At 41.4% G+C, this 26,948-nt stretch carries 30 protein-coding genes, 2 tRNA genes and 1 rRNA gene; 23 read left to right on the top strand and 10 right to left on the bottom strand.

What is annotated here, in order from left to right; genetic code table 11:
* The first annotated feature begins 9 nt into the window (after positions 1-9).
* From rrf to tsaD, 8 genes are all read left to right on the top strand, one after another.
* Positions 10-125, top strand: a 5S ribosomal RNA gene (gene rrf / locus C6W21_RS18005).
* 18 nt (positions 126-143) lie between these two features.
* Positions 144-220 (top strand) — tRNA-Met (locus C6W21_RS18000).
* A 48-nt stretch (positions 221-268) separates the two neighbouring features.
* Positions 269-345: transfer RNA gene (locus C6W21_RS17995), tRNA-Asp, on the top strand.
* Positions 346-630: 285 nt separating this feature from the next.
* On the top strand, positions 631-1,608 hold the full coding sequence (thiL, locus tag C6W21_RS17990) for a thiamine-phosphate kinase (protein ID WP_106052103.1): 978 nt from the start codon (positions 631-633) through the stop codon (positions 1,606-1,608).
* 13 nt (positions 1,609-1,621) lie between these two features.
* Positions 1,622-2,098 (top strand): tRNA (adenosine(37)-N6)-threonylcarbamoyltransferase complex ATPase subunit type 1 TsaE, encoded by a 477-nt coding sequence (gene tsaE, locus C6W21_RS17985; protein WP_106052100.1) that lies wholly within the window; start codon positions 1,622-1,624, stop codon positions 2,096-2,098.
* Positions 2,079-2,768: a tRNA (adenosine(37)-N6)-threonylcarbamoyltransferase complex dimerization subunit type 1 TsaB gene (gene tsaB, locus C6W21_RS17980; protein WP_106052097.1), complete on the top strand. Its 690-nt coding sequence runs from the start codon at positions 2,079-2,081 to the stop codon at positions 2,766-2,768. Before tsaE ends, tsaB begins: the two co-directional genes overlap by 20 nt.
* 25 nt (positions 2,769-2,793) lie before the next feature.
* On the top strand, positions 2,794-3,222 hold the full coding sequence (rimI, locus tag C6W21_RS17975) for a ribosomal protein S18-alanine N-acetyltransferase (protein ID WP_106052122.1): 429 nt from the start codon (positions 2,794-2,796) through the stop codon (positions 3,220-3,222).
* On the top strand, positions 3,215-4,243 hold the full coding sequence (gene tsaD / locus C6W21_RS17970; protein ID WP_106052095.1) for a tRNA (adenosine(37)-N6)-threonylcarbamoyltransferase complex transferase subunit TsaD: 1,029 nt from the start codon (positions 3,215-3,217) through the stop codon (positions 4,241-4,243). The genes rimI and tsaD overlap by 8 nt, the downstream gene beginning before the upstream one ends.
* A gap of 272 nt (positions 4,244-4,515) precedes the next feature.
* On the opposite strand, the gene C6W21_RS17965 is transcribed toward tsaD, so the two are convergent.
* On the bottom strand, positions 4,516-6,438 hold the full coding sequence (locus tag C6W21_RS17965; protein WP_106052092.1) for an ABC-F family ATP-binding cassette domain-containing protein: 1,923 nt from the start codon (positions 6,436-6,438) through the stop codon (positions 4,516-4,518).
* Positions 6,439-6,576: 138 nt separating this feature from the next.
* Between C6W21_RS17965 and moaC the strand changes: the two genes are divergently transcribed.
* The 4 genes from moaC to tatC are packed head-to-tail and all read left to right on the top strand — an operon-like array spanning position 6,577 to position 8,715.
* The gene (gene moaC, locus C6W21_RS17960) at positions 6,577-7,068 is read left to right on the top strand and encodes a cyclic pyranopterin monophosphate synthase MoaC (protein WP_003214058.1); all 492 of its coding nucleotides are present in this window, start codon (positions 6,577-6,579) and stop codon (positions 7,066-7,068) included.
* 15 nt (positions 7,069-7,083) lie between these two features.
* The gene (locus C6W21_RS17955) at positions 7,084-7,737 is read left to right on the top strand and encodes a redox-sensing transcriptional repressor Rex (RefSeq protein ID WP_106052088.1); all 654 of its coding nucleotides are present in this window, start codon (positions 7,084-7,086) and stop codon (positions 7,735-7,737) included.
* Positions 7,738-7,764: 27 nt separating this feature from the next.
* Positions 7,765-7,944, top strand: a complete 180-nt coding sequence (locus C6W21_RS17950; protein WP_012009077.1) for a twin-arginine translocase TatA/TatE family subunit — start codon at positions 7,765-7,767, stop codon at positions 7,942-7,944.
* 6 nt (positions 7,945-7,950) lie between these two features.
* Positions 7,951-8,715: a twin-arginine translocase subunit TatC gene (gene tatC, locus C6W21_RS17945; protein WP_223249627.1), complete on the top strand. Its 765-nt coding sequence runs from the start codon at positions 7,951-7,953 to the stop codon at positions 8,713-8,715.
* A 39-nt stretch (positions 8,716-8,754) separates the two neighbouring features.
* On the opposite strand, the gene C6W21_RS17940 is transcribed toward tatC, so the two are convergent.
* The 3 genes from C6W21_RS17940 to C6W21_RS17930 are packed head-to-tail and all read right to left on the bottom strand — an operon-like array spanning position 8,755 to position 10,364.
* Positions 8,755-9,381, bottom strand: coding sequence for an NUDIX hydrolase (locus tag C6W21_RS17940; protein WP_106052084.1), 627 nt, complete (start codon positions 9,379-9,381; stop codon positions 8,755-8,757).
* Between the two features lie 57 nt (positions 9,382-9,438).
* Positions 9,439-9,633, bottom strand: coding sequence for a YdiK family protein (locus C6W21_RS17935; protein ID WP_034664886.1), 195 nt, complete (start codon positions 9,631-9,633; stop codon positions 9,439-9,441).
* Positions 9,630-10,364, bottom strand: a complete 735-nt coding sequence (locus C6W21_RS17930) for a CPBP family intramembrane glutamic endopeptidase (RefSeq protein WP_106052081.1) — start codon at positions 10,362-10,364, stop codon at positions 9,630-9,632. Before C6W21_RS17930 ends, C6W21_RS17935 begins: the two co-directional genes overlap by 4 nt.
* 230 nt (positions 10,365-10,594) lie before the next feature.
* Between C6W21_RS17930 and groES the strand changes: the two genes are divergently transcribed.
* Positions 10,595-10,879, top strand: a complete 285-nt coding sequence (gene groES, locus C6W21_RS17925; protein ID WP_003214120.1) for a co-chaperone GroES — start codon at positions 10,595-10,597, stop codon at positions 10,877-10,879.
* A gap of 55 nt (positions 10,880-10,934) precedes the next feature.
* Positions 10,935-12,569 (top strand): chaperonin GroEL, encoded by a 1,635-nt coding sequence (gene groL, locus C6W21_RS17920; protein ID WP_034320371.1) that lies wholly within the window; start codon positions 10,935-10,937, stop codon positions 12,567-12,569.
* A gap of 490 nt (positions 12,570-13,059) precedes the next feature.
* Here the strand turns inward: groL and C6W21_RS17915 are convergent, their stop codons facing one another.
* Entirely contained in the window at positions 13,060-13,572 is a 513-nt protein-coding gene (locus C6W21_RS17915) for a DUF3231 family protein (RefSeq protein WP_106052075.1), read from the bottom strand.
* A 409-nt stretch (positions 13,573-13,981) separates the two neighbouring features.
* Here C6W21_RS17915 and C6W21_RS17910 point away from each other — a divergent pair, with 409 nt between their 5' ends.
* The 4 genes from C6W21_RS17910 (at position 13,982) to C6W21_RS17890 (ending at position 16,391) form a co-directional block, all read left to right on the top strand.
* Positions 13,982-14,434, top strand: a complete 453-nt coding sequence (locus tag C6W21_RS17910; protein ID WP_106052072.1) for a MarR family winged helix-turn-helix transcriptional regulator — start codon at positions 13,982-13,984, stop codon at positions 14,432-14,434.
* Between the two features lie 19 nt (positions 14,435-14,453).
* Positions 14,454-14,972, top strand: a complete 519-nt coding sequence (gene paiA / locus C6W21_RS17905; protein ID WP_106052068.1) for a spermidine/spermine N(1)-acetyltransferase — start codon at positions 14,454-14,456, stop codon at positions 14,970-14,972.
* 20 nt (positions 14,973-14,992) lie between these two features.
* Positions 14,993-15,604, top strand: a complete 612-nt coding sequence (locus C6W21_RS17900) for an FMN-binding negative transcriptional regulator (protein ID WP_106052065.1) — start codon at positions 14,993-14,995, stop codon at positions 15,602-15,604.
* A gap of 370 nt (positions 15,605-15,974) precedes the next feature.
* The gene (locus C6W21_RS17890; RefSeq protein ID WP_106052061.1) at positions 15,975-16,391 is read left to right on the top strand and encodes a hypothetical protein; all 417 of its coding nucleotides are present in this window, start codon (positions 15,975-15,977) and stop codon (positions 16,389-16,391) included.
* Positions 16,392-16,453: 62 nt separating this feature from the next.
* Here C6W21_RS17890 and C6W21_RS17885 read toward each other — a convergent pair whose 3' ends face one another.
* A complete protein-coding gene (locus C6W21_RS17885) occupies positions 16,454-16,921 on the bottom strand; it encodes a hypothetical protein (RefSeq protein ID WP_106052059.1) in 468 nt (155 codons plus the stop codon).
* A 124-nt stretch (positions 16,922-17,045) separates the two neighbouring features.
* A complete protein-coding gene (locus tag C6W21_RS17880; RefSeq protein ID WP_106056817.1) occupies positions 17,046-17,717 on the bottom strand; it encodes a hypothetical protein in 672 nt (223 codons plus the stop codon).
* 210 nt (positions 17,718-17,927) lie between these two features.
* On the opposite strand from C6W21_RS17880, the gene C6W21_RS17875 reads away from it, so the two are divergent.
* Together C6W21_RS17875 and C6W21_RS17870 are read left to right on the top strand one after the other, a co-directional pair.
* Complete coding sequence (locus C6W21_RS17875; protein ID WP_106052053.1) at positions 17,928-18,296, top strand: RlpA-like double-psi beta-barrel domain-containing protein; 369 nt, start codon at positions 17,928-17,930, stop codon at positions 18,294-18,296.
* A gap of 73 nt (positions 18,297-18,369) precedes the next feature.
* Complete coding sequence (locus tag C6W21_RS17870; protein WP_106052049.1) at positions 18,370-19,419, top strand: hypothetical protein; 1,050 nt, start codon at positions 18,370-18,372, stop codon at positions 19,417-19,419.
* A 216-nt stretch (positions 19,420-19,635) separates the two neighbouring features.
* Here C6W21_RS17870 and C6W21_RS17865 read toward each other — a convergent pair whose 3' ends face one another.
* The 3 genes from C6W21_RS17865 to gabP form a co-directional block, all read right to left on the bottom strand.
* The gene (locus C6W21_RS17865) at positions 19,636-20,010 is read right to left on the bottom strand and encodes a carboxymuconolactone decarboxylase family protein (protein WP_106052047.1); all 375 of its coding nucleotides are present in this window, start codon (positions 20,008-20,010) and stop codon (positions 19,636-19,638) included.
* A gap of 282 nt (positions 20,011-20,292) precedes the next feature.
* On the bottom strand, positions 20,293-21,825 hold the full coding sequence (locus C6W21_RS17860; protein ID WP_106052044.1) for a multicopper oxidase family protein: 1,533 nt from the start codon (positions 21,823-21,825) through the stop codon (positions 20,293-20,295).
* A 97-nt stretch (positions 21,826-21,922) separates the two neighbouring features.
* Positions 21,923-23,311, bottom strand: coding sequence for a GABA permease (gabP, locus tag C6W21_RS17855; protein ID WP_106052041.1), 1,389 nt, complete (start codon positions 23,309-23,311; stop codon positions 21,923-21,925).
* A gap of 481 nt (positions 23,312-23,792) precedes the next feature.
* Between gabP and C6W21_RS17850 the strand changes: the two genes are divergently transcribed.
* The 3 genes from C6W21_RS17850 to C6W21_RS17840 all read left to right on the top strand — a co-directional run bounded on the left by C6W21_RS17850 (position 23,793) and on the right by C6W21_RS17840 (position 26,946).
* On the top strand, positions 23,793-24,692 hold the full coding sequence (locus C6W21_RS17850) for a cation diffusion facilitator family transporter (RefSeq protein WP_106052039.1): 900 nt from the start codon (positions 23,793-23,795) through the stop codon (positions 24,690-24,692).
* A 104-nt stretch (positions 24,693-24,796) separates the two neighbouring features.
* Entirely contained in the window at positions 24,797-25,759 is a 963-nt protein-coding gene (locus tag C6W21_RS17845) for an AAA family ATPase (protein ID WP_106052036.1), read from the top strand.
* Positions 25,756-26,946, top strand: coding sequence for a DUF58 domain-containing protein (locus tag C6W21_RS17840; RefSeq protein ID WP_106052033.1), 1,191 nt, complete (start codon positions 25,756-25,758; stop codon positions 26,944-26,946). Before C6W21_RS17845 ends, C6W21_RS17840 begins: the two co-directional genes overlap by 4 nt.
* Positions 26,947-26,948: the final 2 nt, after the last annotated feature.

The following is a 26,948-nucleotide window of genomic DNA, read 5'->3' as shown; positions in this document are numbered from 1 at the left end:
TCCATCAGGTTTGGTGGCGATAGCGAAGAGGTCACACCCGTTCCCATACCGAACACGGAAGTTAAGCTCTTCAGCGCCGATGGTAGTTGGGGGTCTCCCCCTGTGAGAGTAGGACGCCGCCAAGCTTGTTATATTTATATCGTCGCGGGGTGGAGCAGTTCGGTAGCTCGTCGGGCTCATAACCCGAAGGTCGCAGGTTCAAATCCTGCCCCCGCAACCAAATTATTTTATGTACCAATGGGGAGTACTCGTTGAGTGCAACCAAAATGGTCCGGTAGTTCAGTTGGTTAGAATGCCTGCCTGTCACGCAGGAGGTCGCGGGTTCGAGTCCCGTCCGGACCGCCATTTTTATGACTTGTAAACGAAAACGTATAGTTTCGTTTTTTTTTATGTCTTTTTCTTTTCATACGTATCCAAGATGCAATGAATTGGTTTGTGTTTGGCTACACGTTATGTAATATGTAAAAAGAAAAGATAGATCACACTTCAACCCAGCCTGGTTTGCTCATACCAGGCTTTCTTTATATCATTTTTAATTGGAACTGAAACTCATATTGGCTTACACTAATACTAATTATGTCTGACATCATGTCTACTCAATCAATTGATTGCATGAAGGGGCTGCTTTTTATGGATGAATTTGATCTTATTCGCCGAATCACACCAAAAGAAACGCATCAGCGTTCTTTGGTTATGGGCATCGGTGATGATGCAAGTGTTTATCAACCTCATTCACATTGTGAAGAGGTCGTTTGTGTTGATACAATGGTGGAGTATGTTCATTTTCGCTTTGATTTTTCCACACCCTTTGAGATTGGCTTTAAAGCACTAGCGGTCAATGTCAGTGATATCGCCGCAATGGGAGGAACTCCAAAGTATTATCTTGTATCGATTGCGATCCCGCCTCATGGTGATGAGACGATCGTCTCAGCTCTTTATGAGGGAATGAAAGCATTGGCTGACACCTATCAAATGGATTTGATTGGTGGAGATACGGTCGCCACTCGCAGTGACTTTGTCATTACAGTGACGGTCATTGGCGAGGTTCCAAAGGGGAAAGCTTGTTATCGTCACAGTGCTCAGACAGGAGATGTCGTCTTTGTCACAGGTGAGCTTGGTTCATCAGCTGCTGGCTTATCACTTTTAATGAACGAAATAGCCCCTACCAAGGCAGTCGACACAGCCTTTTTTCTTGAGCGTCATAAAAAGCCTCAGCCGCACATTGCTGCTGGCCTCATTTGCTCAAGCTTCCCCCGGGTCACCTTGAATGATGTGAGTGATGGATTAGCCAGTGAGCTGAATGAGATAGCCGAAGCGAGTCATGTGACGATAGAGATAGAAGCAAATAAGCTCCCCGTACATCCCGATTTACCATTGCTGCGTAAAGAATGGCTTGAATGGGTGTTATTTGGCGGGGAAGACTTTGTATTAACTGGTACGATTCCGGAGGCTGATTGGGAAAGCTTTGAAATGCAATGTAGAAAAGAAGACATTCAAGTCAAACACATTGGACAAGTCAAAGGGGATCGAGCAGCAAGCGTTATATTAAAAGACAATGAACTGCAAACAATGTTAATGAAAAAAGGATATAATCATTTTAAGAAATGAGGTGACCTCAACTGTGAAATTAACATGGACGACAAAAGGTGCGGATGAGACGAAACGAATTGCCGCTGCTTTGGCCAAACTTGTGATGCCAGGCGATGTTTTGACATTAGAAGGGGATTTAGGCGCAGGCAAAACTACTTTTTCAAAAGGTTTTGCAGAAGGCTTAGGGATTACCAGTATCGTCAACAGCCCTACCTTTACGATTATTAAAGAATATACCGATGGCAGACTGCCACTTTATCATATGGACGTGTACCGCATGGAAGATGCGGAAGAAGATATCGGGCTCGAAGAATATTTTGAGGGCGAAGGTGTATGCTTGGTTGAGTGGGCACATCTCATTGGACCTCAATTGCCTTCCTCCTATTTGAAAATAGAAATGCTGAGAACAGAACGTGAAGAAGAACGTCATCTCACGTTTAGTGCAAAAGGGGAACGCTATGAGACCCTTTGTAAGGAGATGAAAGAATTTGACCATACTGGCAATTGATACGTCGAACCATACACTAGGAATTGCCCTCGTAAAAGATTCCACAGTGATTGGTGAGAGCATCACGTATTTAAAAAAGAACCATTCCGTCAGAGCGATGCCGACTGTTGAGGCATTGATGAAAGAATGTGGTGTAGCGCCAAGCGAACTAAGTAAAATCGTTGTAGCGAAAGGACCGGGTTCCTACACTGGTGTTCGAATCGGTGTGACCATTGCAAAAACACTCGCGTGGACGCTGTCTATCCCAATATCGGCTGTTTCTAGTTTAGAAACACTGGCGGCAAATGGTCACTACTTTGATGGATGGATCTCGCCACTATTTGATGCGAGAAGAGGACAAGTTTATACTGGGCTATATACGTTTGTAGAAGGAAAGATCAAAGAGGTCAAATCAGACCAAAATATCTTGCTCACGGATTGGCTTCATGAGCTGAAGCAGACAGGAAAGCCTGTCCTATTTCTTGGACAGGATGTGCACCTTCATGAAGAAAGCATTCGCTCCATTTTAGGAGAAACTGCTGTGATAGCAGAGGGGACATTTCATAACCCAAGACCATCAGTGCTTGCATTTTTAGGCGCAGATCGTCCTGCTGAAGATGTCCATCAGCTTGTTCCCAACTATATTCGTTTGGCAGAAGCGGAAGTGAAATGGCTTGAAGGACAAAAATAATCTCAACATAGCAGAGATTCGAAAAATGACGGTAGCGGACATTCCAGAGGTGTATACGATTGAAGTGCATTCGTTTACTGCACCTTGGAAAAAAGAATCATTTGTCTATGAGATTCTCCATAACCAGTACAGCCATTATTTCCTTATTGAAGAAGATAAACAGCCTGTTGGGTATTGCGGGGTCTGGATCGTCATGGACGATGCACAAATTACGAACATTGCAATTCTCCCTGAGCATAGAGGAAAGGGCTACGGGGAAGCGTTGCTGCGACATGTCATGGAATTTTGCAAAGAAAAAAAGACAGATCATCTTTCTTTAGAGGTGCGGGTGTCGAATACACCTGCACAATCCCTTTATGAAAAACTTGGTTTCAGACCAGCTTCTATTCGAAAGAATTATTATACGGATAATGGGGAAGATGCATTGGTCATGTGGGTGAATATAAATGAGTGAACAAACAGATCGATTCATATTAGGTATAGAGACAAGCTGTGATGAAACAGCTGCATCCATTGTAAAAAATGGGAAAGAAATTGTAGCGAATGTTGTCGCCTCGCAAATAGAAAGTCATAAACGATTTGGCGGTGTTGTCCCAGAAATCGCTTCAAGGCATCATGTGGAGCAAGTCACCATCGTATTAGAAGAAGTGATGACACAGGCCAATATGAGTTTTCAGGATTTAGATGCCATTGCTGTCACAGAAGGACCGGGCTTAGTCGGAGCCCTTCTGATTGGTGTCAATGCAGCCAAGGCACTGAGCTTTGCTCATCAAATTCCTCTTGTTGGTGTTCATCATATTGCTGGACATATTTATGCAAACCAGCTTGTAGATGAATTGCAGTTTCCATGCCTAGCTCTTGTTGTCTCTGGTGGACATACTGAGCTTGTGCTAATGAAGGAGCACGGATCTTTTGAGGTCATCGGAGAAACATTGGATGATGCGGCTGGAGAAGCCTACGATAAAGTGGCTCGGACGATGAGTCTTCCGTATCCAGGCGGACCTCATATTGATCGGTTAGCACATGAAGGAGAGCCAACGATTAAGCTGCCTCGTGCGTGGCTTGAAGAAGGCTCCTATCACTTTAGCTTTAGTGGATTAAAATCAGCTGTAATTAACACATTACATAATGCATCTCAAAAAGGAGAAACAATTGCTCCAGAGAATTTGGCAGCAAGTTTTCAAGCAAGCGTTATTGAGGTGCTTGTTGGGAAAACATTAAAAGCGGCTGAGGCCTATGGCGTAAAGCAGGTTGTCTTAGCTGGTGGAGTCGCTGCCAATAAAGGATTGAGAGAAGCTTTGACGACAGCATTCACGAAGCTCCCAGACGTGAAGGTCATCATTCCGCCGTTATCTCTTTGTACAGACAATGCAGCCATGATTGCTGCTGCTGGAACCATTGCGTTTGAAAAAGGAATAAGAGGCGATATGGCGATGAATGGCCAGCCAGGCTTACCGCTTGTCTCATATGAATGAAAACTCCTGTGGATACACAGGGTTTTTTTCATTTTTAATGAAAGCGATTTATTCACATGTAAACGTTATATATCCACAATTGTTAGAAAATTTCGTTTTAAAATGAAGAGAATGTGTATAACAAATAATTTTTATGTGGATATGTGATTAAAAACCTGTGGATAAAGTGGATAAGTGCAAAGTGGTTAAGAATAACAAAGAATTTTTTGTGGATATTAATGTGGATAATAAATTTTCACTGAAAGAGAAAAGAGCACCCATTAGGGCACTCTTTAAGATTCGGATAGCTCTTCCCACTCCGCGAAGAGTGATTCGAGCTCTTGATTAAGCGTATCATTTTCTGTTTGAATGGCTTGGACCTTCTCGTGATCTTGGAAAATAGCAGGATCACATAGAAGCTCTTCATTTTCACCAAGCGTCACTTCAATGACAGCAATCCGTTCTTCAATTTCCTCGATTCTGCGCTGCTTTTGTCTTTCTTTCTTTTTCAGTTCTTTTTCTTCCGCATAAGAAAGCTTTGCCGTTTCTACTGGCTTTGCTGCTTGTTTTTTAAGCGATTCATTTTCTTGAAACGCCTCAAGCTCTAATTGTTCATTTTTCTTTTCAAGATAGTAGTCATAGTCACCGAGATACTCTTTTGTTTCTGTAGGCGAAAGCTCGAATACTTTCGTTGCCAGACGGTTGATAAAATAACGGTCGTGCGAGACAAATAAGATGGTGCCTGGATAATCGATCAGCGCATTCTCTAAAATTTCCTTACTGTCTAAGTCTAGGTGGTTTGTAGGCTCATCGAGAATAAGAAAATTGGCTTTTTGGAGCATCAGCTTGGCAAGGGCAAGGCGCGCTTTTTCTCCACCACTTAATGCATGAACGGGCTTTAAAACGTCGTCACCGGAAAAGAGGAAGTTCCCTAAACATGTCCGAATTTCTTTTTCATTCAAATGAGGATAGTCATCCCAAAGCTCATTGAGCACTTTTTTGGAGGATGTCAGTTTGGCTTGTTCTTGATCATAGTAGCCGATCGTGACATGAGATCCAAAGGTGATGTCGCCTTTTACAGGTGTTAATGTGTTCGTTAACGTTTTTAAAAGGGTTGATTTCCCGATCCCATTAGGACCAATGAGTGCCACACTATCCTCGCGTTTGATTTGAAAAGAAAGGGAGGTTAGAAGCGGTGTTTTTTCATCATAACGAATGTCGAGATCATGCACCTTCAGCACATCATTGCCGCTTTGTCTCGTAATATCGAAATGAAAGTTTGCGGATTTTTCATCACCTAATGGCTTATCTAAACGATCCATCCGTTCCAGCTGCTTGCGTCTGCTCTGAGCGCGCTTTGTGGTTGAGGCTCTTGCCAGGTTGCGATCTACGAAGTCTTGAAGCTTTGAGATTTCTTCTTGCTGCTTTTCGTAGAGCTTCATATCACGCTCTAGCTGCTCAGCTTTCAGTTCAAGATACTTACTATAGTTGCCTGCGAACTTTTTCATGGCAGTTCTTGAGACTTCATACACATGGTTCACCACTTTGTCTAAGAAGTAGCGGTCATGGGACACGATCAGAATGGCGCCTGTATAATTTTGCAAATACTGCTCTAGCCATGATAAGGTATCAATATCTAAATGGTTGGTCGGCTCGTCCAAAATTAAGAGTTCTGGTTTCATTAATAAGAGCTTTCCAAGCGCTAGCCGGGTTTTCTGGCCGCCGCTTAAGGATTGAACAGTTGTTTCATCTTTAAAGTGACTAAAGCCGAGCCCATGAAGAATGGAGCGGACATCTGCTTCGTATTGATAGCCGCCTTGATCTTTAAATTCCTGCTGCAGTCTGTCATAGGTTTTCATGAGGGGATCTAGCTCAGAACTTGTAGAGGAAGCCATTTTCTCCTCAATGGTTCTCATCTCTTGTTCCATCCCTTTTAAATGATCAAAAACCGATAATAATTCGTCTTTTAACGTACGTGTAGACGTCACATCGGTATGCTGTGCTAAATAGCCGATCGATAGGTCTTTCGGTTTGATGATCTCACCTTGCTCGTAAGACATTTGACCGGCAATGATTTTCAAAAGGGTGGATTTGCCTGCGCCGTTACGACCTACAATGGCAATCCGATCTCTCGCTTTGACTTCCAATTTTATATTCGTTAAAACGGTATCAGCTCCAAACGATTTGGACAGCTGATTCACTTGTAGAATCATCATGTAACTTCACCTCTGCTATAATATGTTAAGTGTAGCTTATCAGCAGTAAACCGGCAAATGTTACATACAATCGCCATATTCAAATGAAAGACAGATAGGAAAAAATAGTGTATCATTTGAGTGAGGGAGCGTTGAAAGATGAGTCAATTTAGCCACTTTAACGAACAGGGAAGAGCAAAGATGGTCGACATTAGTGACAAATCGTCTACAGTGAGAACCGCCGTTGCTGCTTCAAGTGTTCGTATGATAAAAGAAGTGTTTCATAAAATAGAGCAGCGTGAAATTGGAAAAGGGGATGTGCTGTCTGTCGCACAGGTTGCTGGCATCATGGCAGCAAAGCAAACATCTACCATCATTCCAATGTGTCATCCGCTTGCACTAAAAGGCGTGGATATCTCCTTTGATTGGGAGGAAGACGGAAATGCGCACATTCTGAACATACAAGTACAGGTGAAAACAAAAGGAAGTACGGGTGTGGAGATGGAAGCGCTCACTTCTGCTTCAGTATGTGCACTGACCGTTTACGACATGTGCAAAGCGATTGATAAAGGCATGATCATCGGTCCTACCTATTTAATTGAAAAGACAGGCGGGAAAAACGGTGATTTTCACAGAGCATCTGATATTTAAGTTGGAGGACCTTATATGAATATAGATCAGTCAAAAATTCCACAAGCGACAGCCAAACGTTTGCCGCTATACTACCGTTTTTTAAAAAATCTGCATGCATCAGGAAAACAAAGGGTGTCATCGGCAGAGCTTAGTGATGCAGTCAAAGTCGATTCTGCTACCATTCGTCGAGATTTTTCGTACTTTGGTGCACTTGGGAAGAAAGGGTATGGCTATAATGTCGATTACCTTTTGACCTTCTTCAGAAAGACACTTGACCAAGATGAAATGACCAATGTCATGCTCATCGGTGTCGGGAATTTAGGGACTGCTTTTTTACACTATAATTTCATAAAAAATAATAATACAAAAATTTCAATGGCTTTTGACGTCAATGAGAGTAAAATAGGAAGTGAGATAGGCGGCGTGCCTGTCTATGATTTGGATAAGCTTGAAGAGCATGTTCAAGAGGCAGGAGATATTCCTGTTGCCATTTTGACAGTACCTGCCGTAGCAGCTCAATCCATTACAGATCGTTTGATTGCCCTTGGCATCAAAGGAATCCTTAACTTTACGCCGGCTCGATTGAATGTGCCGGAACACATTCGAATTCATCATATAGATTTGGCGGTTGAACTTCAGTCTCTTGTGTATTTCTTAAAGCATTACTCTGTTACACAGGAGGATTGACGAAAAGGGGTAAAGGGGGTGGAGCAAATGGGTCCGATTGGTCCTGGAAGTTTGGTTCTGATTGCGATTGTTGCGCTCATTATTTTTGGGCCGAAAAAGCTTCCTCAATTAGGAAGAGCAGCAGGAGATACATTACGTGAATTTAAAAATGCCACAAAAGGTTTAGCTGATGATCAGGAAGAAAATAAGAAAAAAGAAGATCAGTAGAATAGGATGAGCTTCATGAATGTCAAAGATATGCCGCTTATGGAGCATATTGTGGAACTGCGAAAACGTTTAGTGATCATTGCGATGTTTTTTGTTGCCTTTATGGTGGCAGGTTTTTTTCTCGCTAAGCCGGTCATTGTGTATTTACAAAATACGGATGAAGCGGCGACACTGACGCTGAACGCGTTTAAGCTCACAGATCCACTGTACGTGTTTATGCAGTTCGCATTTGTCATTGCTTTGGTTTTGACGTGTCCCGTGATTTTATATCAGCTATGGGCTTTTGTGAGTCCTGGTTTATATGATAAAGAAAGAAAGGTGACACTTGCTTATATTCCGATTGCACTGCTTTTATTTTTGAGCGGTGTGGCTTTCTCTTATTTTATTTTGTTTCCGTTTGTCGTCGATTTTCTGATGCGGATGTCAAGTGATTTAAATGTAGAGCAAGTGATTGGGATTCATGAGTATTTTACATTTCTGATGCAGTTAACACTTCCATTTGGCTTTTTGTTTCAGATGCCCGTTGTGTTGATGTTTCTCACAAGACTTGGCATCATCACACCGATGTTTTTATCAAAAATACGGAAGTATGCCTATTTTGTCCTCCTTGTCATTGCCGCACTCATTACACCGCCAGAGATCGTTTCTCACCTCATGGTTACCTTACCGATGCTCGTTTTGTATGAAGTGAGTATTGTCATTTCAAGAGTGACCTATCGTAAAATGCAGCAAACAGAGACAGAGGAGAAAGAAAATCATTATGTCTCATAAAAAAGCATCGTGATCCAAATAGGGGTCACGATGCTTTTTCTATTGTGAAAGGAATTGATTGATCGCTTGAAATAGATGTTTATAATAGGCAGGCTCATGCGGGACAAAATCTTGTACACAGACTACTCTGTTTTCCTCACGTTGTTCTTCGGCTTCATCAATTTCAAAGCCCTCCAGATGAATATTTTCACATTTTCTCGTGAAAAGCTGCTGTGCATCCATTAGCTTTGCTCTGTAAAGTCCAGCGACTTCTTCTTTTTGTAATTGAACGTTCATCTCTTCTTCTTGATGAATGTAAAGATACACATGGCTAAATTCACGATCGATGAAATTTGGCATATGGATTTCATCCTGTATAACTCCTGCAAAGTTCAGATCTTCAAAAGGGATAGAAAGACCAAGCTCTTCTTCTACCTCTCTCCTACCGTCAGAAGGCTGTTCATTTGCAAGAAGGTGGCCTGCTGCGGTGATATCAAACAGAGAAGGAAAATCTTTTTTTGCGGGGCTTCTTAGCTGAAAATAGAGATACACGGTGTCATGTTCCTTTTTGAGAAGCCAGAAATGAAAGGTTTCATGCCAAAGGCCTTGGGCGTGGACATCTGAACGGGTTGCAACTCCAATCGCTTCATGCTGCTCATTTAAGATGTTCAGTTTTTCTTGTTCCATGAAAACTTGTCCTCCATAAAAAAACCATTTCCTAGAGATTAGAAAATGGTTTTTGTTTTATTTTTGCTGCTGTTTTTTGAGTTTGACAGAGAAGGCAAACATTTTAAACGCGATATTGATATTATAGGCCGCAAACACCATCAGCAAAATGCTGTAAAATGACCACATGTCACCTGGATTTTGAATGGCCATATAGGTGAAAGCCACACCTACGGCAAAATAAATGACGCCCCATACGACAGGGTTTCTCATGAGAAAAAGCCTCCAATAATCATTTGCACTGTTTGAGATTGTTCTTCAATCATTTTTCTTACTGGCTCAATCTGCACAAGAATGACGAGCGAGTTCATCAGCATATGAGCTCCGATTGGAACAATGATTCGTTTTGTTTTCGCATATAAAAAGGCAAAGGTAAAGCCCATCGCGGTATAAAGTAAGATATGAGCAAAATCATTGTGTACAGCTGCGAATACCACTGAACTGACAAGCGCTCCAATGAAGAAATTCGTTTTTTCATAAATCACACCAAAAATGATTTTTCGGAAAATGATTTCCTCTAATATCGGTCCAATCAGAGCAATGACAATCACAAGCCATGGAACTGCATCCATAATGGATAAAATGGCTTGAGTATTTTCGGATTCACGGCCAATGCCAAATGCATATTGTTCAATCGCTCCTGCAATTGATTGTGCAAAGAGGGAAAGAAAGAAACCGCCAATGATCCAGGTGATAGCCGCGCCGACTGAAACCGGTGCTTCATTTCGAAGTGAAGCTTTTGGTACAGTCCGAAGAATGAGCAGAATAATGATTAATCCGATACAGAAGCTGATGATTGTCCATGTTCCTGACAATTTAGAGAGCTCTGCTTGTGTCATCGGTGTCTGAATGAACCCTAACCATTTCATGATGAACACATAAGGAATTGCAGAAAACTGCACCAATATATACGTTAAGATGATGTACCAATATTGTTTTTTCAAGTAACGAAAACCCCTTTACTAAAAGAACTAGATTTATTGTAACACAAGTCTTCTTTTTCGATGAAAAGGAAAGAATCTGAGTTGAAAAAAGATCATGAAACCGTAAAAATTTTTAAAGCTTTTTACTTGAAATTGCAGAAGACATTCTTTATTATAATAAATGTGTTAGCACTCACTGGTGATGAGTGCTAAAAAAAGACTACATATAAAAATTGAGGAGGTTGTTTCTTATGTTAAAGCCATTAGGCGATCGCGTAATCATTGAACTCGTTGAATCTGAGGAAAAAACCGCTAGCGGTATTGTTTTACCAGATTCTGCAAAAGAAAAACCGCAAGAAGGCAAAATTGTTGCAGCAGGTTCAGGTCGTGTACTTGAAAGTGGTGAGCGCGTTGCGTTAGAAGTAAACACAGGCGACCGCATTATCTTCTCAAAATATGCAGGCACTGAAGTGAAATATGAAGGCAAAGAATATTTAATCCTTCGTGAGAGCGACATTTTAGCTGTTATTGGTTAATCACATAAAAAACATTGAGATATATTTTTAAAAAGACTGAGGAGGTTTCGTTATTATGGCAAAAGATATTAAGTTCAGTGAAGAAGCACGTCGCGCGATGTTACGTGGTGTAGATGCACTTGCAGATGCTGTAAAAGTAACTTTAGGACCTAAAGGACGTAACGTGGTTCTTGAGAAAAAATTCGGTTCTCCACTTATCACAAATGATGGTGTAACGATTGCAAAAGAAATCGAATTAGAAGATGCATTTGAAAACATGGGTGCAAAACTTGTAGCTGAAGTTGCAAGCAAAACAAACGACGTAGCTGGTGACGGTACAACGACTGCAACAGTTCTAGCTCAGGCAATGATCCGTGAAGGTCTTAAAAACGTAACAGCTGGTGCAAACCCTGTTGGCGTTCGTAAAGGGATCGAGGAAGCAGTGAAAGTAGCACTTGAAGGCTTGCACGAGATTTCTAAACCAATCGAAGGCAAAGAATCAATTGCTCAAGTTGCGTCTATTTCTGCAGCAGATGAAGAAGTAGGCAGCCTAATCGCTGAAGCAATGGAGCGTGTAGGTAACGACGGTGTTATCACAATCGAAGAATCTAAAGGTTTCACAACTGAGCTTGAAGTGGTTGAAGGAATGCAGTTTGACCGCGGATATGCTTCACCATACATGGTGACAGATTCTGATAAGATGGAAGCGGTTCTTGAAAATCCTTACATCTTAATCACTGATAAAAAGATCACAAACATTCAAGAAATCCTTCCTGTACTTGAGCAAGTTGTACAACAAGGAAAACCATTATTGATCATTGCTGAAGATGTAGAAGGCGAAGCACTTGCAACACTTGTTGTGAACAAACTTCGTGGTACATTCAACGCAGTGGCAGTAAAAGCACCTGGATTCGGTGACCGTCGTAAAGCAATGCTTGAAGACATCTCTGTTCTAACTGGCGGAGAATTAATCACAGAAGACCTAGGACTTGACCTAAAATCAACTGAAATCGGTCAGCTTGGCCGCGCGTCTAAAGTCGTTGTGACAAAAGAAAACACAACCATCGTTGAAGGTTCAGGAGATTCTGCTCAAATCGCAGCACGTGTCAACCAAATCCGTGCGCAAGTTGAAGAAACAACTTCTGAATTTGATAAAGAAAAATTACAAGAACGTCTTGCAAAACTAGCTGGCGGCGTCGCTGTCATCAAAGTTGGGGCTGCAACGGAAACAGAACTAAAAGAGCGCAAACTACGCATCGAGGATGCACTGAACTCAACTCGTGCAGCAGTTGAAGAAGGTATCGTATCCGGTGGTGGTACAGCACTTGTGAATGTATACAAAAAAGTCGCTTCAATCGAAGCAGATGGTGACGTTCAAACAGGTGTAAACATCGTTCTACGTTCTCTTGAAGAGCCAATCCGTCAAATCGCTCACAACGCAGGTCTTGAAGGATCCGTCATCGTTGAGCGCTTGAAAAACGAAGAAATTGGCGTAGGCTTCAACGCAGCAACAAACGAATGGGTAAACATGATCGAAAAAGGAATCGTTGACCCAACAAAAGTAACTCGCTCTGCACTTCAAAACGCAGCTTCTGTTGCAGCAATGCTTCTAACAACTGAAGCAGTCGTTGCTGACAAACCAGAAGAAGGCGGCTCAGGCGGCGGAATGCCGGATATGGGCGGCATGGGCGGTATGGGCGGAATGATGTAATCAGGGTTTCAAAACCTTGTTATATCAACGTCTGAAATAATAATATGCTTTTCTTGTCGTCGTATGTCCTCGTGTTATTAAAAACAAGGGAACCTGTGACAAATAAGCTAACTAAAGGAGAAGGCCTTTCATCAGTTTGCAAAACTGTTGGGAGGTCTTTTCTTCCATATTAACAGTCATATGAGCTTAGATATTCCTCATAGTATGACTAACCTTGTTGATTAAATGGAACCTTGGAACGGGGAAAATCCGTCTTTATGCTGCAATTGCAAGGACTATAATAGAGAAAGGTTACTCTCTAAGTTTTTAAACCACTGGTTAGTTGCTACACAACCTATAGTAATAGGAGCTTTTAAATCTCAGGAAGATGGCAAAAAATAGTGACTGTAGAGAGAGTGAAGGAGAGTTTTCAATTTGTAGAAAGTTTAAAGCTTAGCAAGAAAAGAGTAAACCCTAAAGGTCTACTCTTTCATGTTTAATCATCTTATGATTAGCAATCTTCTGCTTTGCTATGATGAAGAGGTGGTGGAATTAACCATCCCTTTTCTTTGTTAAGTCTAAGGACTTTTGCTCCAAGTGCTGTCTTTTGAACATGAAACTGTCCAAACATCATAGCTATGTCTTCTCGAATGGATTGCCCCATAATTGTGCTACACGATACTAAGCCTGCCGCAACGTTCGCTGAAAGACCAGCGGCTATTTCTGGATCTTGAAAACGTGCCCCTACTGGAATATCGTCTATACAAGCTTTAGGTCGTTCAGGAGGTGTTGGAGGTAAGCCAATTCCATTTTCTTTTAATAAAGTTTCAATTTCTTTGATTTCTTGTTGCCCACCCTGAATAGCTTCTTCAAGTAATTTTTGTAAGTCTTCGTCACCTGCATGGTTTAAGTGAGTTTGATAACCAGCAACTAAACCTTTAGCTACCATCAAGTAAGACCATGTACCAAACACTTCACCATAGTGCATAGGTTCATCCGTTGGATTTCCACTTAAAATTCCCATTGTCATCCTCCCTAATTGTAAAATATTCATTAAGCGACCTTCCTTTCTTGACGATTGGTCACCTTTTTATAGTTCCTAAATTAAACAATTATATTCATCATTTTAATGATGGTTGTTAAAGGTAAAAATTCTAATTTGAATCTATGTGGACTCTACGAATAATGGTTAATAAAACTGGAGAGATTATGTTATAAAAAGAGGCGGCTGCATAAAGGGAAATTATCTTCTAGCAACGAATATATCGTTATTTTTGTAACATTTACCACTTTTAAAGGAACGAGGGAAATAAAGAAAATGAAAAGAACACTTTCTAAATGAAGGTGTTTTTTTTATTGTATTTACAACAAAAATAAACTATAATGTTGTTGTATATTTTATGTTGTAAATGCAATAAAAGGAGTCGTGATAAATGAGAGAGATTTTGCGAGAGATTGGCGTCATCGCTCGGGCGCTTGATTCTATAAGTAATATTGAATTTAAAGAGTACGATTTAACGAAGGGACAGTATTTGTATCTTGTGCGTATTTGTGAGGAGCCGGGCATCATTCAGGAAAAGCTGGCGGAAATGATCAAGGTGGATCGAACAACGGCCGCCCGTGCTATCAAAAAATTAGAACTGCATGGTTTTATTGAGAAGAAAGATGATCGAGTGAATAAAAAAAACAAAAAGCTGTTTCCCACTGATAAAGGGGAAGCGGTATATCCAATGATTAAACGAGAACATGATTATTCGAATCAAGTAGCGCTTGATGGGTTTTCTGATGAGGAAGCAGAACAGATATATGAGTATCTTCTCAGGGTGAGAAAAAATATTGAAAAAGATTGGGATTATGTGAAAAAAGGAAATAAGAGACGCTACTAAATGATAAGGAGTGACTTCAATGACCGTCACTTTTATTCCATGTAATGAACAGCATATAGAAGAGCTACAAAAAGTCGGAATCGACACGTTTAAAGAGACCTTTCGGGATCAAAACAAAGCTGAACATATCGATGCTTACGTAAAGACAGCTTTTCATCCCAACCAGCTGTTAAAAGAATTACATCATCCATCTTCACAGTTCTATTTTGTTCAAGTGAATGGCGAAGTTGCTGGTTATTTGAAGGTCAATATGGATGATGCGCAGTCAGAAGAGATGGGAAGTGAAGCGTTAGAGATTGAAAGAATTTATATTAAGCAGTCCTTTCAAAAACAAGGTTTAGGCCGATATTTAATCAATCAAGCCTTTGAGATCGCGAAGAAATATCATAAACGTGATGTTTGGCTTGGGGTGTGGGAGCACAACAAAGCGGCCATCGCATTTTATCAAAAGCTTGGGTTTGTTCAAACAGGAGTGCACGCATTCCTTATGGGAGACGAGGAACAATTGGACTTCATTATGACCAAAACACTTAGCTGATCAAAAAGGGGGAAGGGAACATGTATATTCCATCATTTTTTCAAGTGAAAGATATGGAGGAAGTAAAAGCATTTATTCAATCACATTCATTTGCAACAGTTGTGACCACAACGGATGAAAAGCCCATTGCGACACATATCCCAGTGAGTTTTCATCAAATTGAGGGTTCGTATGTGATCACAGGGCATATGGCGATTGGAAATCCTCAGTGGAAAACGTTTGAAGAAAATGAAAAGGTGCTCGTCATTTTTCAAGGGCCGCATGCTTACATATCATCTTCATGGTATGAAAAGGAAGCCGTACCGACGTGGAATTATCAAGCTGTACATGTATATGGAAAAGCCGTGCTGCTAGAAAAAGCAGAACTGGTCAAGGAATTAACAACGATGCTGGAGACATATGAAAGCCATAGGGAACAACCAGTGTTATGGGATACGTTGTCTGATGAACTTTTAGAGAAGCAAATGAAAGGCATTGTAGGCTTTAAAATCATCATTGATGAAGTTCAGGCTGCTTTTAAACTAAGCCAAAATCGCCATGAAAGGGATTATGCTCACATCATTGAAAAGTTGGAAGCAGAGGGTGACGTGGAAATGGCTGAGGCAATGAAAAAGAGAGTAAAGGATGTATGAGAAAAGCACTCTTATGATCAAGAGTGCTTCAGCGTGTAGACAAACCCTCGCATTCGGTGTCAGTCCTGCGTGCTGGTGCTCACGAATGTCAAATTCGCTCCGCGCCAGTACTCGTCCTTCCTAGACTGCAAAGGTTTTCTATCACGCTGAAAAGAAGACAAAGGACTAAAATAAAGATCATTTTAGCCCTTTGTCAACAATCTGAAGCACTCTTATGATCAAGAGTGCTTTTTTTTCTTGAGAGATATGAGAGATCTTGGCTTATAATGTCACATTTTCTTTAAAATTACATAAAAAAATCCACTATTTCCATAAAAAATCAGATGAATTCCTTATAATAAAAGTATCTGAGAATGGGGAGTGAGTCAAGATGGACCAAAACTTGCTGCAAATGAATCAAGTGAGATCAGAGGATGAATTAGCTGTTGTTAATATATCTTCTACAGAAATTGGGGCGCTGTCAAAGGAAGCGGCTGAGCGAATTTTACAAACAAAGGCTACGGATAATATTCATCAACTGATGTATGTTCCAATTGAAAAGAAAGCAGATTTGATTTGGTTGATTCAAAGTGTTGGACAGGCGTTAGAAGATGAGGATGAAGATAACGTTGCACTTGAATTGGCTGATTTGCTCTATTTCTTTGTCATTCCATTTTATAAGGAGTATATTTTGAGGGAACATCATTTGTATGAGTGTATAGATGATTTGTTGGTACGATTAGCATCGTGGGCTCACTCAGATATTCACACACTGGTCGATGCAATGAGAGACGATTTGACTGAATAAACATGAAAAAAAGCTTGTAGAGCGGTCCTCTACAAGCTTTTTTTATCGTAAAAAACCATAAATTACTGGGCTCTTTCCCAGGTGATTTTTGTTTCATTTGTTTTTTTCTTTCCCTTTGCCAGCACCTTGCCGTTTTCTTGTTTCACAGTGATGTTTAAGTCATAAAAGGAATAGAGGGCGCCAAGGCTATCATTTTCCGGTTTGTGCAGGTTGTTTTCTTTTTCAGTTGATGCCCCGATAGCCAGCGTCTTGGCAAAGTTTAAACCGATGACCTCAGCGTAATCACTATTGGTATCAGAGGAAGCCGTCACGCTTAAAGAAATGGCTTTTTTCTTTTGATCAACGGTGATGGCTGTGTCTTTCACGAGTTTAGACTGCTCCATGACTTCTTTCGTTTCTTTTTGAATGCGTTCATTAATCGTTGGAAGTGCCTTAGATTCTGTTTTTTGTTCTTTCGTCGTATTCGAGCAAGCTGCTAGTATGAAGAGACTTGCAACTAGGCTCATGAAAACAAGTAGACTTTTTCTCACGTTCGTTCTCCTTTTTTCTTCGAAGTATGTATGTTTATGTTACCACGAATCATTGTTTTGATTAAAAGAGAAGTGTTGATAAGCTGTGAACAATAAAAAGCACCCAAAATAGGGCGCTTTTTTCTTATTGTGCTGAAAGGCTTGTACTTAATGGAACAGAAGAAATGACGGTGAATTTAGGAGCCGCAGCACCAGACTCTAAATTACGTAAAAGCGATGATTTGATTGATCCATCCCATTTTTTATAGACACTTCCTGAAGTATTCGCACGAAGCTGTACATTCGAGAAGCTTGCTTGTGAGTAGCTGTTTGCCCCATTATCTTGAACACCGTGTACCATTTTGACAACATCAAGGTTTTTCAGACGGCTAGGGTTGAAAACAGGCTGCTTGTAGCGCAATTTCCCATTGACGTATAGTGACACTGTGCCATCACCATTGTTGGTGAGCTTTAAGTTGACACGTGCACCATCCGTAATGCTCTTATCGTACTCACTGTTCCAGTATTGACTACCGCCTTGTGAGCCGCTGCCAAGAAAGACCTTATAGCCAGAAGACGTTTTTGAAATACCGCTCTCTACAACGGCAGAGCCGAGACCGAGGTACCAGTCCGCATAGCCATTTTTAATCGTCGCTGTTTTCGGAAGCACAATATCAGCAGAGATGCCTGACCATTTGGCTTCATCCGTTTGTGTCACAATCGCACCGTGACGGGGACTAGCTGCTGAGGCAGGTAGACTTGAAAGCATCAAAACTAATGCTAAACTCACACTCAAAACGATGAACCACTTTTTCATAAAAATTCCTCCTTAAATTTGATTCATTTTTATTATATAAAATGAAAGAGAGGAGTTGCTCACATTGTTCTGGCTGATTTTGGTATTTTTTATGAACAAAATCGGTCATAAAGTGGTCAACTTGTATTCGAATTGTAATGTGACTGTAAAATAACTGGGGGCATCTTCATGTATAATAAGTGCAGAAACCAAATACGGAGGATTTTTTAAATGAATAAAAAGCTTATCGCGACAATCGTAACAGTAGCTAGTTTATTTTTGGCGTTTAGTTTCTCACATGGAGCAAGTGCAAAAAAAGTAAGCGGCAATATTACTTGGTATAATGGTGTCGGTAAAAAAGGCGCAGATGGAAAAAAACTCGGTCATTGGGATGCAGCAACTAAAATGGGATTTGACGTACCGAAAAAAGGTACAAAACTTAGAGTGACAACAAAATCAAAACCACATAAAGTGATTACAGTATATAAATATGATGTAGGCAGAATGCCAAACGCTGTATTAGACGTCAGTCCAAAAGCATTCAAAGCATTAGGGTATAAAACAAGTAAAGGTGTCGTAAAAGGGCATTACACTTATTAATACATAGGCATGCAAAGAAGCGGGAAAAGTTCATTTTCTGGCTTCTTTTCTTGTAGAGAGGGTCTGAAAGGTAATGAAAAAATCAACATGGTGGATCATCACGGTCATCGGAGTCGCAGTGATTGCGGCAGTCATTTTCTTCATGACGAAGCCGGGTCAAGAGGCGAAGCATGCGGGAAAAGTGAAAACAAATCAAGATGCAAAAGACGAATTGCTCGTTTCATTTACAGATCAACAATTAAACAATACGTATTACCTGCATGACCGGGCGCTTCATACGGAGAAACTGACAGCATATCCTTCGATTGCTTATGATTCTACGAAACAGCTTTTATATTACACGTATACGGATGAAGACACGCAAAAAGTGAGTATTCGAGAATTGAATGTGAAAACGGATGAAGAAAAAACGCTATTTACGAGTGATGATTCCATCGACAGTATGAGGCTGTCTGGGGACGGGAAGCAGTTATATCTCAGGTATAACAAGGATTCTGGCGAACAATTTTATGTCGCTTCTTATGATTTGAACACACACAAAGTGAAGGTATTGTATCCAGAAAAAAGCAAGGATGACACGGTGAGTTCTTTTGCTTATGATCCGGCGTCAAACCTTCTGGCAATCCAGCATTATTCCTTAAAAGAAGATTACAAGAAAACCGATGAAGCGAATGAAAAGGGAAGAGACCCTGAACCAACGACCATGAAGATCACCCTTCAAACAGGTGCGAAGGGGAAGCGTATTGCACGCATCTCGCAAACGATCAATGATATTTCATTTTCACCAGATCATAAGTCATTGATTTATACAGAAGTGAAGGTGCGAAACGAAAAAGAAGTATCCTCTATTAAAATGCTTGATGTAGAAACAGGAAAAACGACGACACTCGTTAAGAACAATGAGGATGTGCATATTTTAAGTGCTGCACAGCCGCAATTTTCTACGGACGGATCTTCTGTTTATTTCTTAGGTGTTGCTAAAAACGCAAAGGAATTAAAGGATGACACCGGACGAAAAGCAAAGGTAAGAACGATATTTGAATACAATATCAAGAAGAAAACAGTGGAAGCCGCTTGGGAGAAGGATGACGGAATTGTTAACAATTTCACTGTCAATCGATAAAGGGGACGTTCAGTTATTTGATATAACTGGACGTTTTTTTATTTTGCCGCTTGAAATGGTGGGGAAAATGAGGAATTTATGGAAGAGAAATCAGTTTTTAAGCAGAGAAACGTGTGGTATTTTCGTGTTTTGCTTATGTGACAGTTGAAAAGAAAAAGAGTAACATGAGTGGACATAAAAAAACGAGAGGACAAATGGCTTCTCGTTTTCACTGATTTATTTGGTGTTATTGTCTAGTAAGTTTTGAAAGATAAACAGGGCATTAATGGAGTGAGGGAATCCAGCAACTTTTGTACAGTGCTTAATAATCTCCATGATCTCTATGACAGAAAGTCCGATATGTAATGCTTGTTCAAAATGAGTCTTTAATTCTTCATCACAATCGCCTTTTGTAATGAGAGCAGATAATGTGCTGATGGCCTTTTGTTTTTCATCTAAAATGAAGTGGTTGAATTCTTTTTGTTCACCGAGTTCAATTGTTAGCTGTTCAATATTTGACCGAATGCTCTCGTTTTTCTGAATTGAAAGCTTCTCTATGTTACCTGCCGCTGTTTCTTGTGTGACCTGGCAAGTCTCTTTTTCTTCATTCAAATTGAACTCCTCCGTTTTTTATCGCAATTTTCCATTTGTTCGTTCATTGTGGCTTATGTGCCTTTTGATAGATGCAATGGGTATATAGTAGTATTATCGGTTTGCTGCGTCAACTTTTTAAGTATTGAATGTACAAATAAATGTCATTTCAAGTCATGCATTGTTTTATTTTAGAATGATTCAATGAAAAGGAAATAAAGGGCTAATATATCGCTGCCTGTTAGCCCTTCGCAATGATTTCAATATATGTGATTACGCATGTGGCGGGAGGTTGATTTCATTTTACTGGATGATATCCATCGGCCGCATCATGTCATAATCTTCGTGCTCTAATATATGACAATGCCACACATACCTGCCGCTGTATGGAACAAAGCGAGCGATGATCCGAATGACTTCACCGGCATGCGCTTGAATGGTGTCCTTGTAGCCTTGTTCATGTAAAGGAGGCGCTTCGTTTGGTCCTGTATACACGATTTCTCCTGTCGATTGATAGACCTCTGTATCAAATGGTCTTCTGTCTAATACCCTAAATTGAACAAGGTGCAAATGAATAGGGTGTGTGCCCCTGGTTGGATTGACGATGGACCAAACCTCTAGACTGCCAAGACGAGGATTTTCCGTGACGGGGTCATTCCAAAATTGGTTATCTAACAATAAAATGGGGCGGCCGTATTTATCCTGCGTGCCGCTAAGAGTGAGCGTACGCTCTTTATCAGCTCGACTAGGCCGAAGCGGTGGAAGTGGTTTGAAAATCGGCCGTAAAGTTTTAGGTGCTCTTCCTTTTAGTGGCCGTGTGACTTTAAATTGCATGATGTTGGCATCTGTTTCAGGATTCACTTCCTGTCCGCAGCCAGCTTTATTTTTTAGGATGATCGTTTTGTTTTCGTAAGCTGAAAAATCGATGATGACATCAAAGCGTTCAGCAGGAGCAATGCTAAAGGATTGATGGCGAACGGGTCTTGGCAAAAAGCCCCCATCAGAACCAATTTGCAAGATTGTGGCGTCGTTATCTAGATGCAGCTCGTAAGTTCTTGTATTGGACGCATTTAAAATACGAAAACGGTATTTACGCGGTTCTACTTCTAAATACGGCCATACTTTTCCATTGACCAAAATGGTTTCTCCGCAAAAGAAGGGCACGATGGACGGATCTGGTATGTCACTGTCTTCTGGCGTGTTGTTTGGTCTGCTTGGATAAAACAGTGCGCCATCCTCCTGAAACGTCCGGTCCATGATCATTAAAGGAATATCATACTCATCTTTCGGTAATTCTAGCGATTTTTCAAACGCATCTGAGATCAAATAAAATCCAGCTAAGCCGGCGTACACATTTAATCGTGTCAATGCCATCGCATGATCGTGATACCACAATGTGCAGGCTTGCTGATGATTTGGGTATACGTATACCTCTCGTTCAAAGAAGGGGCCGGTTGCTTCAAAGTCCCGTGAAAACCAGGCCTCTGGGTAGCCGTCACTGCTTGCTGGTGTGACGCCGCCATGCAGATGAACGACGGTTTTGACTTCTGGTTCGTCATGATGGCCTTCGTGAATGGTGTGATCGACCGGCAGAAAATGCTTAAGTGGCAATTTGTTCATCCATTTCACTTTGACCTTTTCATTTCGATTCGCTTGAATGGTTGGACCAGGCAAGCTGCCATTATAGGTCCATAGCTTGGTTGGGGGCAGGTCTCTATGAACTTTTAAGAATACCTCCTCCATAGCAATTTCATAATACGTTTGTCTTGGGTTCTTTTTGACGGGCTCCGCGACTTCTGGAATTGGCAGCTCGTCAACAAATTTTTCTAGGTTCATGTCGTCTAATCCTCACTTGAAATCCAATTTGATACAGTATAAGTGCGGACATGAAAATAGGTGAATAAAATAAAAAAACCGCTTTTCAGCGGGCGCATTACGGATGTTTATTTTCAAGCGGTGCATTTGCAGGCACTTTTTTATTCGGTTTAAAGATGAAATAAGCGGCAAGTACACCGAAGGTAATGATACTCGTCAAAATGAGCTGCGGTCTCATTGATTCGATAAACAGCATCGATGCCAAGATGGCGCAAATGACCAAAATGGTAAAGTACGTGAGATATGGGAACAACCACATTTTGATTTTGAGCTGTTCTGGATTTTCATTTTCGAGTTTGCGTCGCATTCTTAATTGTGAAACAGCAATGACCAAGTAGACAAGAAGGGCAATGGCGCCAGATGCATTGACTAAGAACAAAAAGATGGTTTCAGGATAAAAGTAGTTCATCATGACGGCAATGTAGGAAAAGAAGGTACCTGCGACTGTAGCCGCTACAGGAACACCACGTTTGCTGATTTTCATAAAGCGTTTCGGTGCTTCGCCTCTTTCTGCTAATGAATAAAGCATTCTGGACGTTGTGTACAACCCGGAGTTTAAACAAGATAGAACAGCTGTTAAGACAATGACGTTCATGACTTGAGCGGCTGATGGAACGCCGATGTATTCTAATACCGCAACGAACGGGCTTGTTAAAATACTCGCTGAATTCCATGGAAGCAAGGTGACAACGACAGCGATGGATCCGACGTAGAACACGATGATACGCCATACAACAGAACGGGTAGCTGTGGTCACAGACTTGACCGGGTCTGCTGATTCACCGGCCGCTATTGCTACAATCTCGGTTCCCATGAATGAAAAGATGACGACGACAATTCCGAGTAAAACAGAGCTGAATCCATTTGGAAGGAAACCGCCGTTCCCCGTTAAATTGGCAAGACCTACAGTATGATGACTGCCAAAACCAAAGATAAATGCAAAACCGATGAGTAGAAAGAGAATAATGCTGACGACTTTTATTAATGAGAACCAATATTCAAATTCGCCAAAAGATTTAACAGAAAAGATATTTGTTAATGTTAAGAGGATAGTGAGGATAAGACTTGTGAGCCAAACAGGTGCATCTCCATACCAATACTGAATAATGGCAGCACCGGCAATGGCTTCGATGGCGATGACAATCACCCAGAAAAACCAGTAAAGCCAGCCAATTGTAAACCCGGCCCATGGACCGATGGCATCGCTCGCATATTGTGAGAAGGAACCGCTTGTCGGATAGGCACATGCCATTTCTCCAAGCATTCTCATAATAAAGATCACTAGAAGTCCGGCAAAAGAATAGGAAAGAATGGATCCAGGCCCTGCAGAATGAATGACAGCACCGCTACCAACAAATAGCCCTGCGCCAATAACCCCAGCAATGGAGATCATTGAAATATGTCTTGTTTTCAGATTTTTTTGAAGACCGTTTGTCATGTTGGACATGTCTTTACCTCCAAACATTTCTCTTCATAGAGAAATTGTTTTTAGAATATTTTAAATTTTATCATACTGAATTGTCATTCAGCATTGGACAGGTTATCAAACTGACATTTCAAACCTCTTAACATGATGTTAAAAAGTATAAAGGATTTGAGAGATTATGTTCCCTCTTTTTCCTCTGTTCATTCTTAAAAATAGCATAAGATAGAATGGGGAGAAGTTGTGTCTCAAAATAAAATTATTCTGATAATTTCTCAGGAAGAGGATATTGCCCATATGATCATCACAGAGTGAATTGGAAAAAGGTTGATGGGAGTAGGTCTTGAGGTCATTTGACCCTATAAAAATAAGTTTACTTAGGTCAACACATTTCTATGTATCCTATTTTGCTGACACAAGCGAATCATGTTGCTGTAGACCCACACGGGCTTTGCTTTGTAAGATAAATAATAGAAAAGTGATGTGTGAGGAGGCGCGGTTCGACATGGAGCGCTATAACGAATTAAGACAAGGTGAAACAGGTGCTTGGGTCAGCATCATTGCCTATGTGATCTTATCAGCGGCGAAACTCATCATTGGTTATGTGTTTCATTCAGAGGCTCTCTCCGCAGATGGTTTGAATAATACGACGGATATTATTGCATCCCTTGCGGTGTTGATTGGATTGCGTATTTCTCAAAAGCCGCCTGATGAAGATCATCCATACGGTCATTTTAGAGCAGAAAATATTGCGTCTCTTGTGGCGTCCTTTATTATGATGCTTGTTGGACTTCAGGTTTTGCTGAGTGCAGGCCAGTCGCTCTTCTCATCTGAGCATCAAACGCCCGATATGATCGCAGCTTGGACGGCAGCAGGAAGTGCTGTGGTGATGTACGGCGTGTATATTTACAACCGCAATCTGTCCAAACGGATCAATAGCCAGGCTCTTCATGCAGCAGCTGCTGATAATAAATCAGATGCGTATGTGAGTATTGGAACATTTGTAGGAATCATGGCCTCTCAATTTCAGCTTGCATGGATTGATACGCTTGCAGCGTTTGTCATTGGCCTCATTATTTGTAAAACGGCGTGGGAGATTTTCAGAGATGCTTCTCATTCGTTAACGGACGGTTTTCATATAAAAGATATGTCCAAATATAAAGAGACCATTGAAGCAACACCTGGAGTGGGCGATTTGAAAGATATTAAGGCACGGTATCTCGGAAGTACGGTCCATGTGGATGTAGTGGTGGAGGTCGAGCCGCACTTGAACATTGCAGAAAGCCATGATATTGCAGATGAGATTGAACGTAGAATGAAGAAGGAACATGATATTTTACACTCTCATGTTCATATGGAGCCAGCAGGTGAGCCAAAAGAAGAGAAAAAGTCTTTTCCATCGTGAGAAGGCTTCTTTTTTTTCTACGTGCTGATGTTTTATGCAAGTGCGCGTTGTATGGTAAAGTTAGACTATATGAAATTTGACGGAAACGTGATAGGAGGATCAGGATGGCATTTGATGAACCGATGCATTCAGATTTACAAAAAATCGTAGATAACATCAATAAAGTCATGGTTGGGAAAAAAGACATTGCGATATTAAGCCTTGTTGCGATTTTGGCGAAGGGGCATGTGCTGCTAGAGGATGTGCCTGGTGTTGGGAAGACGATGATGGTTCGTGCTTTGGCAAAATCGATTGGCTGTGAGTTTAAGCGAATCCAATTCACTCCTGACCTTTTGCCTTCAGATGTAACAGGTGTGTCGATTTATAATAAAAAGACAAATGAATTTGAATTTAGGCAAGGACCGATTATGGGGCAGATTATTTTGGCTGATGAGATCAACCGGACCTCTCCTAAAACACAGTCAGCATTGCTCGAAGCGATGGAGGAAGGCAGTGTCACAGTGGACGGAGAAACAATGCCGCTTGCGGATCCTTTTTTCGTCATGGCGACGCAGAATCCAGTGGAATATGAAGGGACCTATCCGCTGCCAGAAGCGCAAATGGACCGGTTTTTATTCAAGCTGCAAATGGGTTATCCGACCATGCTGGAGGAGCTGGAGGTGCTCAACTTGCAGGAAAAGCAATCCCCGATTGACACACTTCAAGCTGTCATGACAAAGGAACAGATTCATGCTTTGCAGCAAGCTGTTCAGACCATTCATGTAGATGTATCCATTAAAGAATATATTGTTGAAATTGCTCAAGCGACGCGACAGCATCCATCTGTTTATTTAGGTGTGAGTCCAAGGGGATCGATCGCCCTCATGAAAGCGGCTCAGGCATATGCGCTTTTGAACAGGCGAGATTATGTGATTCCTGATGATGTACAGTATTTGGCGCCATATACATTGCCACACCGAATGATTTTGACATCAGAAGCGATGTATGAAGGGAAGAAGGCGGAGACACTGCTGCGACAAATGCTTGAGCAAATTGGCGTGCCAGTTCAAAAGTCGATGACTCAATGAAGTCAAGTCATCGTTTAGCAGTTTCATTATGGTTACGGGTGATGATGCTGATCATTCTCACTGCGGCTGCCTTTTGTTATGCCATGTTTCAGGGAGGGTTTGTGAGTTGGTTCCTTTTTTATGCATTTTTACCATATACTTTGTATGCTTTGCTGTTTGCGCTCGTTCCGCTGCGAGTGACAGCCAAAAGGACATTACAGCAAACCCGATTGAAGGCGGGAGACGTGCTGTCCGTTGACCTTGAAATCAAGCGGTCAAATCCATTTCCATACGTTTACGTTTTGATTGAGGATGATCCGCCGGACACCTTTCGTTTACAGGAACAAATTGAAATGAAGCAAATGCTGTTTCCTTGGTTTCGGAAAACATGGCGTTTTTCCTATCAATTGAATGATCTCATGCGCGGGGAACATCATTTGTCAGCGGTTCGAATCAAAACAGGTGATATGTTTGGTTTTGTGGAGAAAGAAATGATCATTCCGTTAGAAAAAAAGCTGCTTGTCTATCCCAAAATGCTGGATCTTCAGGTGGAGTCTGCTGAGTCAGTGAATGAACATGGAGGCAAAGCGGTTCACTCGTGGTTCAATGAACCGACACATGTGACAACAGGCGTACGGGAATATCAGCAGGGAGACCGTTTTGCTTGGGTGGACTGGAAGACGACGGCTAGACGAGGTCAGCTGATGACGAAGGAATTTGAACAGAATCAAACAAAGGACCTTGTCGTGTTTGCTGATTTTACAGATGAAGCGGTTTTTGAGACCGTCGTGTCTATCGCAGCGTCTGTCCTACAATCGGCAGTGAAAAAAGGGGTGCCGTCAGGTCTTGTACCTCTAGGAGATCAGCATGCCTTTCGAGTGGATCAAGGAGAACTTCATTTACAGGACATGCTTTATTATTTAACAAGAGTGCAGCATCAACCTTCTCGCGTACAAGAGTATAAGGCGTTAGCAGCGAGTGAGTATCAGCATTCTGGAAAATATGTCATCACGGGTCAGCTGCAGGAAGAGCTTGCTGCAAGTCTCTTTGGAAATCGATACAGAAAGAACATCACTGTTCTTTTAGTGAAGAGAGCCGTGGATCGATTCACGACAAAAGAAAAACAGCTTGTAGACCGGCTCAAGGCATCTGGAATACGCACGACCGTTTTATTTGAAGACCGGCTGCACGAAAGAACTGTGAGGTGACA

Origin of the sequence: Bacillus sp. NMCN1, from assembly GCF_002998085.1 — a bacterium.
In the GTDB taxonomy this organism is placed as follows: Bacteria; Bacillota; Bacilli; order Bacillales; family Bacillaceae; genus Bacillus.
The sequence above is the reverse complement of the archived record's forward strand: the minus strand, read 5'-3'. Positions and strand labels throughout refer to the sequence as shown.

Bases quoted from the DNA above. Each gene is read 5' to 3' on its own strand.
- thiL (WP_106052103.1), top strand. From the start codon at position 631: ATGGATGAATTTGATCTTATTCGCCGAATCACACCAAAAGAAACGCAT.
- rimI (WP_106052122.1), top strand. From the start codon at position 2,794: ATGACGGTAGCGGACATTCCAGAGGTGTATACGATTGAAGTGCATTCG.
- tsaD (WP_106052095.1), top strand. From the start codon at position 3,215: ATGAGTGAACAAACAGATCGATTCATATTAGGTATAGAGACAAGCTGT.
- C6W21_RS17965 (WP_106052092.1), bottom strand. From the start codon at position 6,438: ATGATGATTCTACAAGTGAATCAGCTGTCCAAATCGTTTGGAGCTGAT.
- moaC (WP_003214058.1), top strand. From the start codon at position 6,577: ATGAGTCAATTTAGCCACTTTAACGAACAGGGAAGAGCAAAGATGGTC.
- C6W21_RS17955 (WP_106052088.1), top strand. From the start codon at position 7,084: ATGAATATAGATCAGTCAAAAATTCCACAAGCGACAGCCAAACGTTTG.
- C6W21_RS17950 (WP_012009077.1), top strand. From the start codon at position 7,765: ATGGGTCCGATTGGTCCTGGAAGTTTGGTTCTGATTGCGATTGTTGCG.
- tatC (WP_223249627.1), top strand. From the start codon at position 7,951: ATGAGCTTCATGAATGTCAAAGATATGCCGCTTATGGAGCATATTGTG.
- C6W21_RS17940 (WP_106052084.1), bottom strand. From the start codon at position 9,381: ATGGAACAAGAAAAACTGAACATCTTAAATGAGCAGCATGAAGCGATT.
- C6W21_RS17935 (WP_034664886.1), bottom strand. From the start codon at position 9,633: ATGAGAAACCCTGTCGTATGGGGCGTCATTTATTTTGCCGTAGGTGTG.
- groES (WP_003214120.1), top strand. From the start codon at position 10,595: ATGTTAAAGCCATTAGGCGATCGCGTAATCATTGAACTCGTTGAATCT.
- groL (WP_034320371.1), top strand. From the start codon at position 10,935: ATGGCAAAAGATATTAAGTTCAGTGAAGAAGCACGTCGCGCGATGTTA.
- C6W21_RS17915 (WP_106052075.1), bottom strand. From the start codon at position 13,572: ATGGGAATTTTAAGTGGAAATCCAACGGATGAACCTATGCACTATGGT.
- C6W21_RS17910 (WP_106052072.1), top strand. From the start codon at position 13,982: ATGAGAGAGATTTTGCGAGAGATTGGCGTCATCGCTCGGGCGCTTGAT.
- paiA (WP_106052068.1), top strand. From the start codon at position 14,454: ATGACCGTCACTTTTATTCCATGTAATGAACAGCATATAGAAGAGCTA.
- C6W21_RS17900 (WP_106052065.1), top strand. From the start codon at position 14,993: ATGTATATTCCATCATTTTTTCAAGTGAAAGATATGGAGGAAGTAAAA.
- C6W21_RS17890 (WP_106052061.1), top strand. From the start codon at position 15,975: ATGGACCAAAACTTGCTGCAAATGAATCAAGTGAGATCAGAGGATGAA.
- C6W21_RS17880 (WP_106056817.1), bottom strand. From the start codon at position 17,717: ATGAAAAAGTGGTTCATCGTTTTGAGTGTGAGTTTAGCATTAGTTTTG.
- C6W21_RS17875 (WP_106052053.1), top strand. From the start codon at position 17,928: ATGAATAAAAAGCTTATCGCGACAATCGTAACAGTAGCTAGTTTATTT.
- C6W21_RS17870 (WP_106052049.1), top strand. From the start codon at position 18,370: ATGAAAAAATCAACATGGTGGATCATCACGGTCATCGGAGTCGCAGTG.
- C6W21_RS17860 (WP_106052044.1), bottom strand. From the start codon at position 21,825: ATGAACCTAGAAAAATTTGTTGACGAGCTGCCAATTCCAGAAGTCGCG.
- gabP (WP_106052041.1), bottom strand. From the start codon at position 23,311: ATGTCCAACATGACAAACGGTCTTCAAAAAAATCTGAAAACAAGACAT.
- C6W21_RS17850 (WP_106052039.1), top strand. From the start codon at position 23,793: ATGGAGCGCTATAACGAATTAAGACAAGGTGAAACAGGTGCTTGGGTC.
- C6W21_RS17845 (WP_106052036.1), top strand. From the start codon at position 24,797: ATGGCATTTGATGAACCGATGCATTCAGATTTACAAAAAATCGTAGAT.
- C6W21_RS17840 (WP_106052033.1), top strand. From the start codon at position 25,756: ATGAAGTCAAGTCATCGTTTAGCAGTTTCATTATGGTTACGGGTGATG.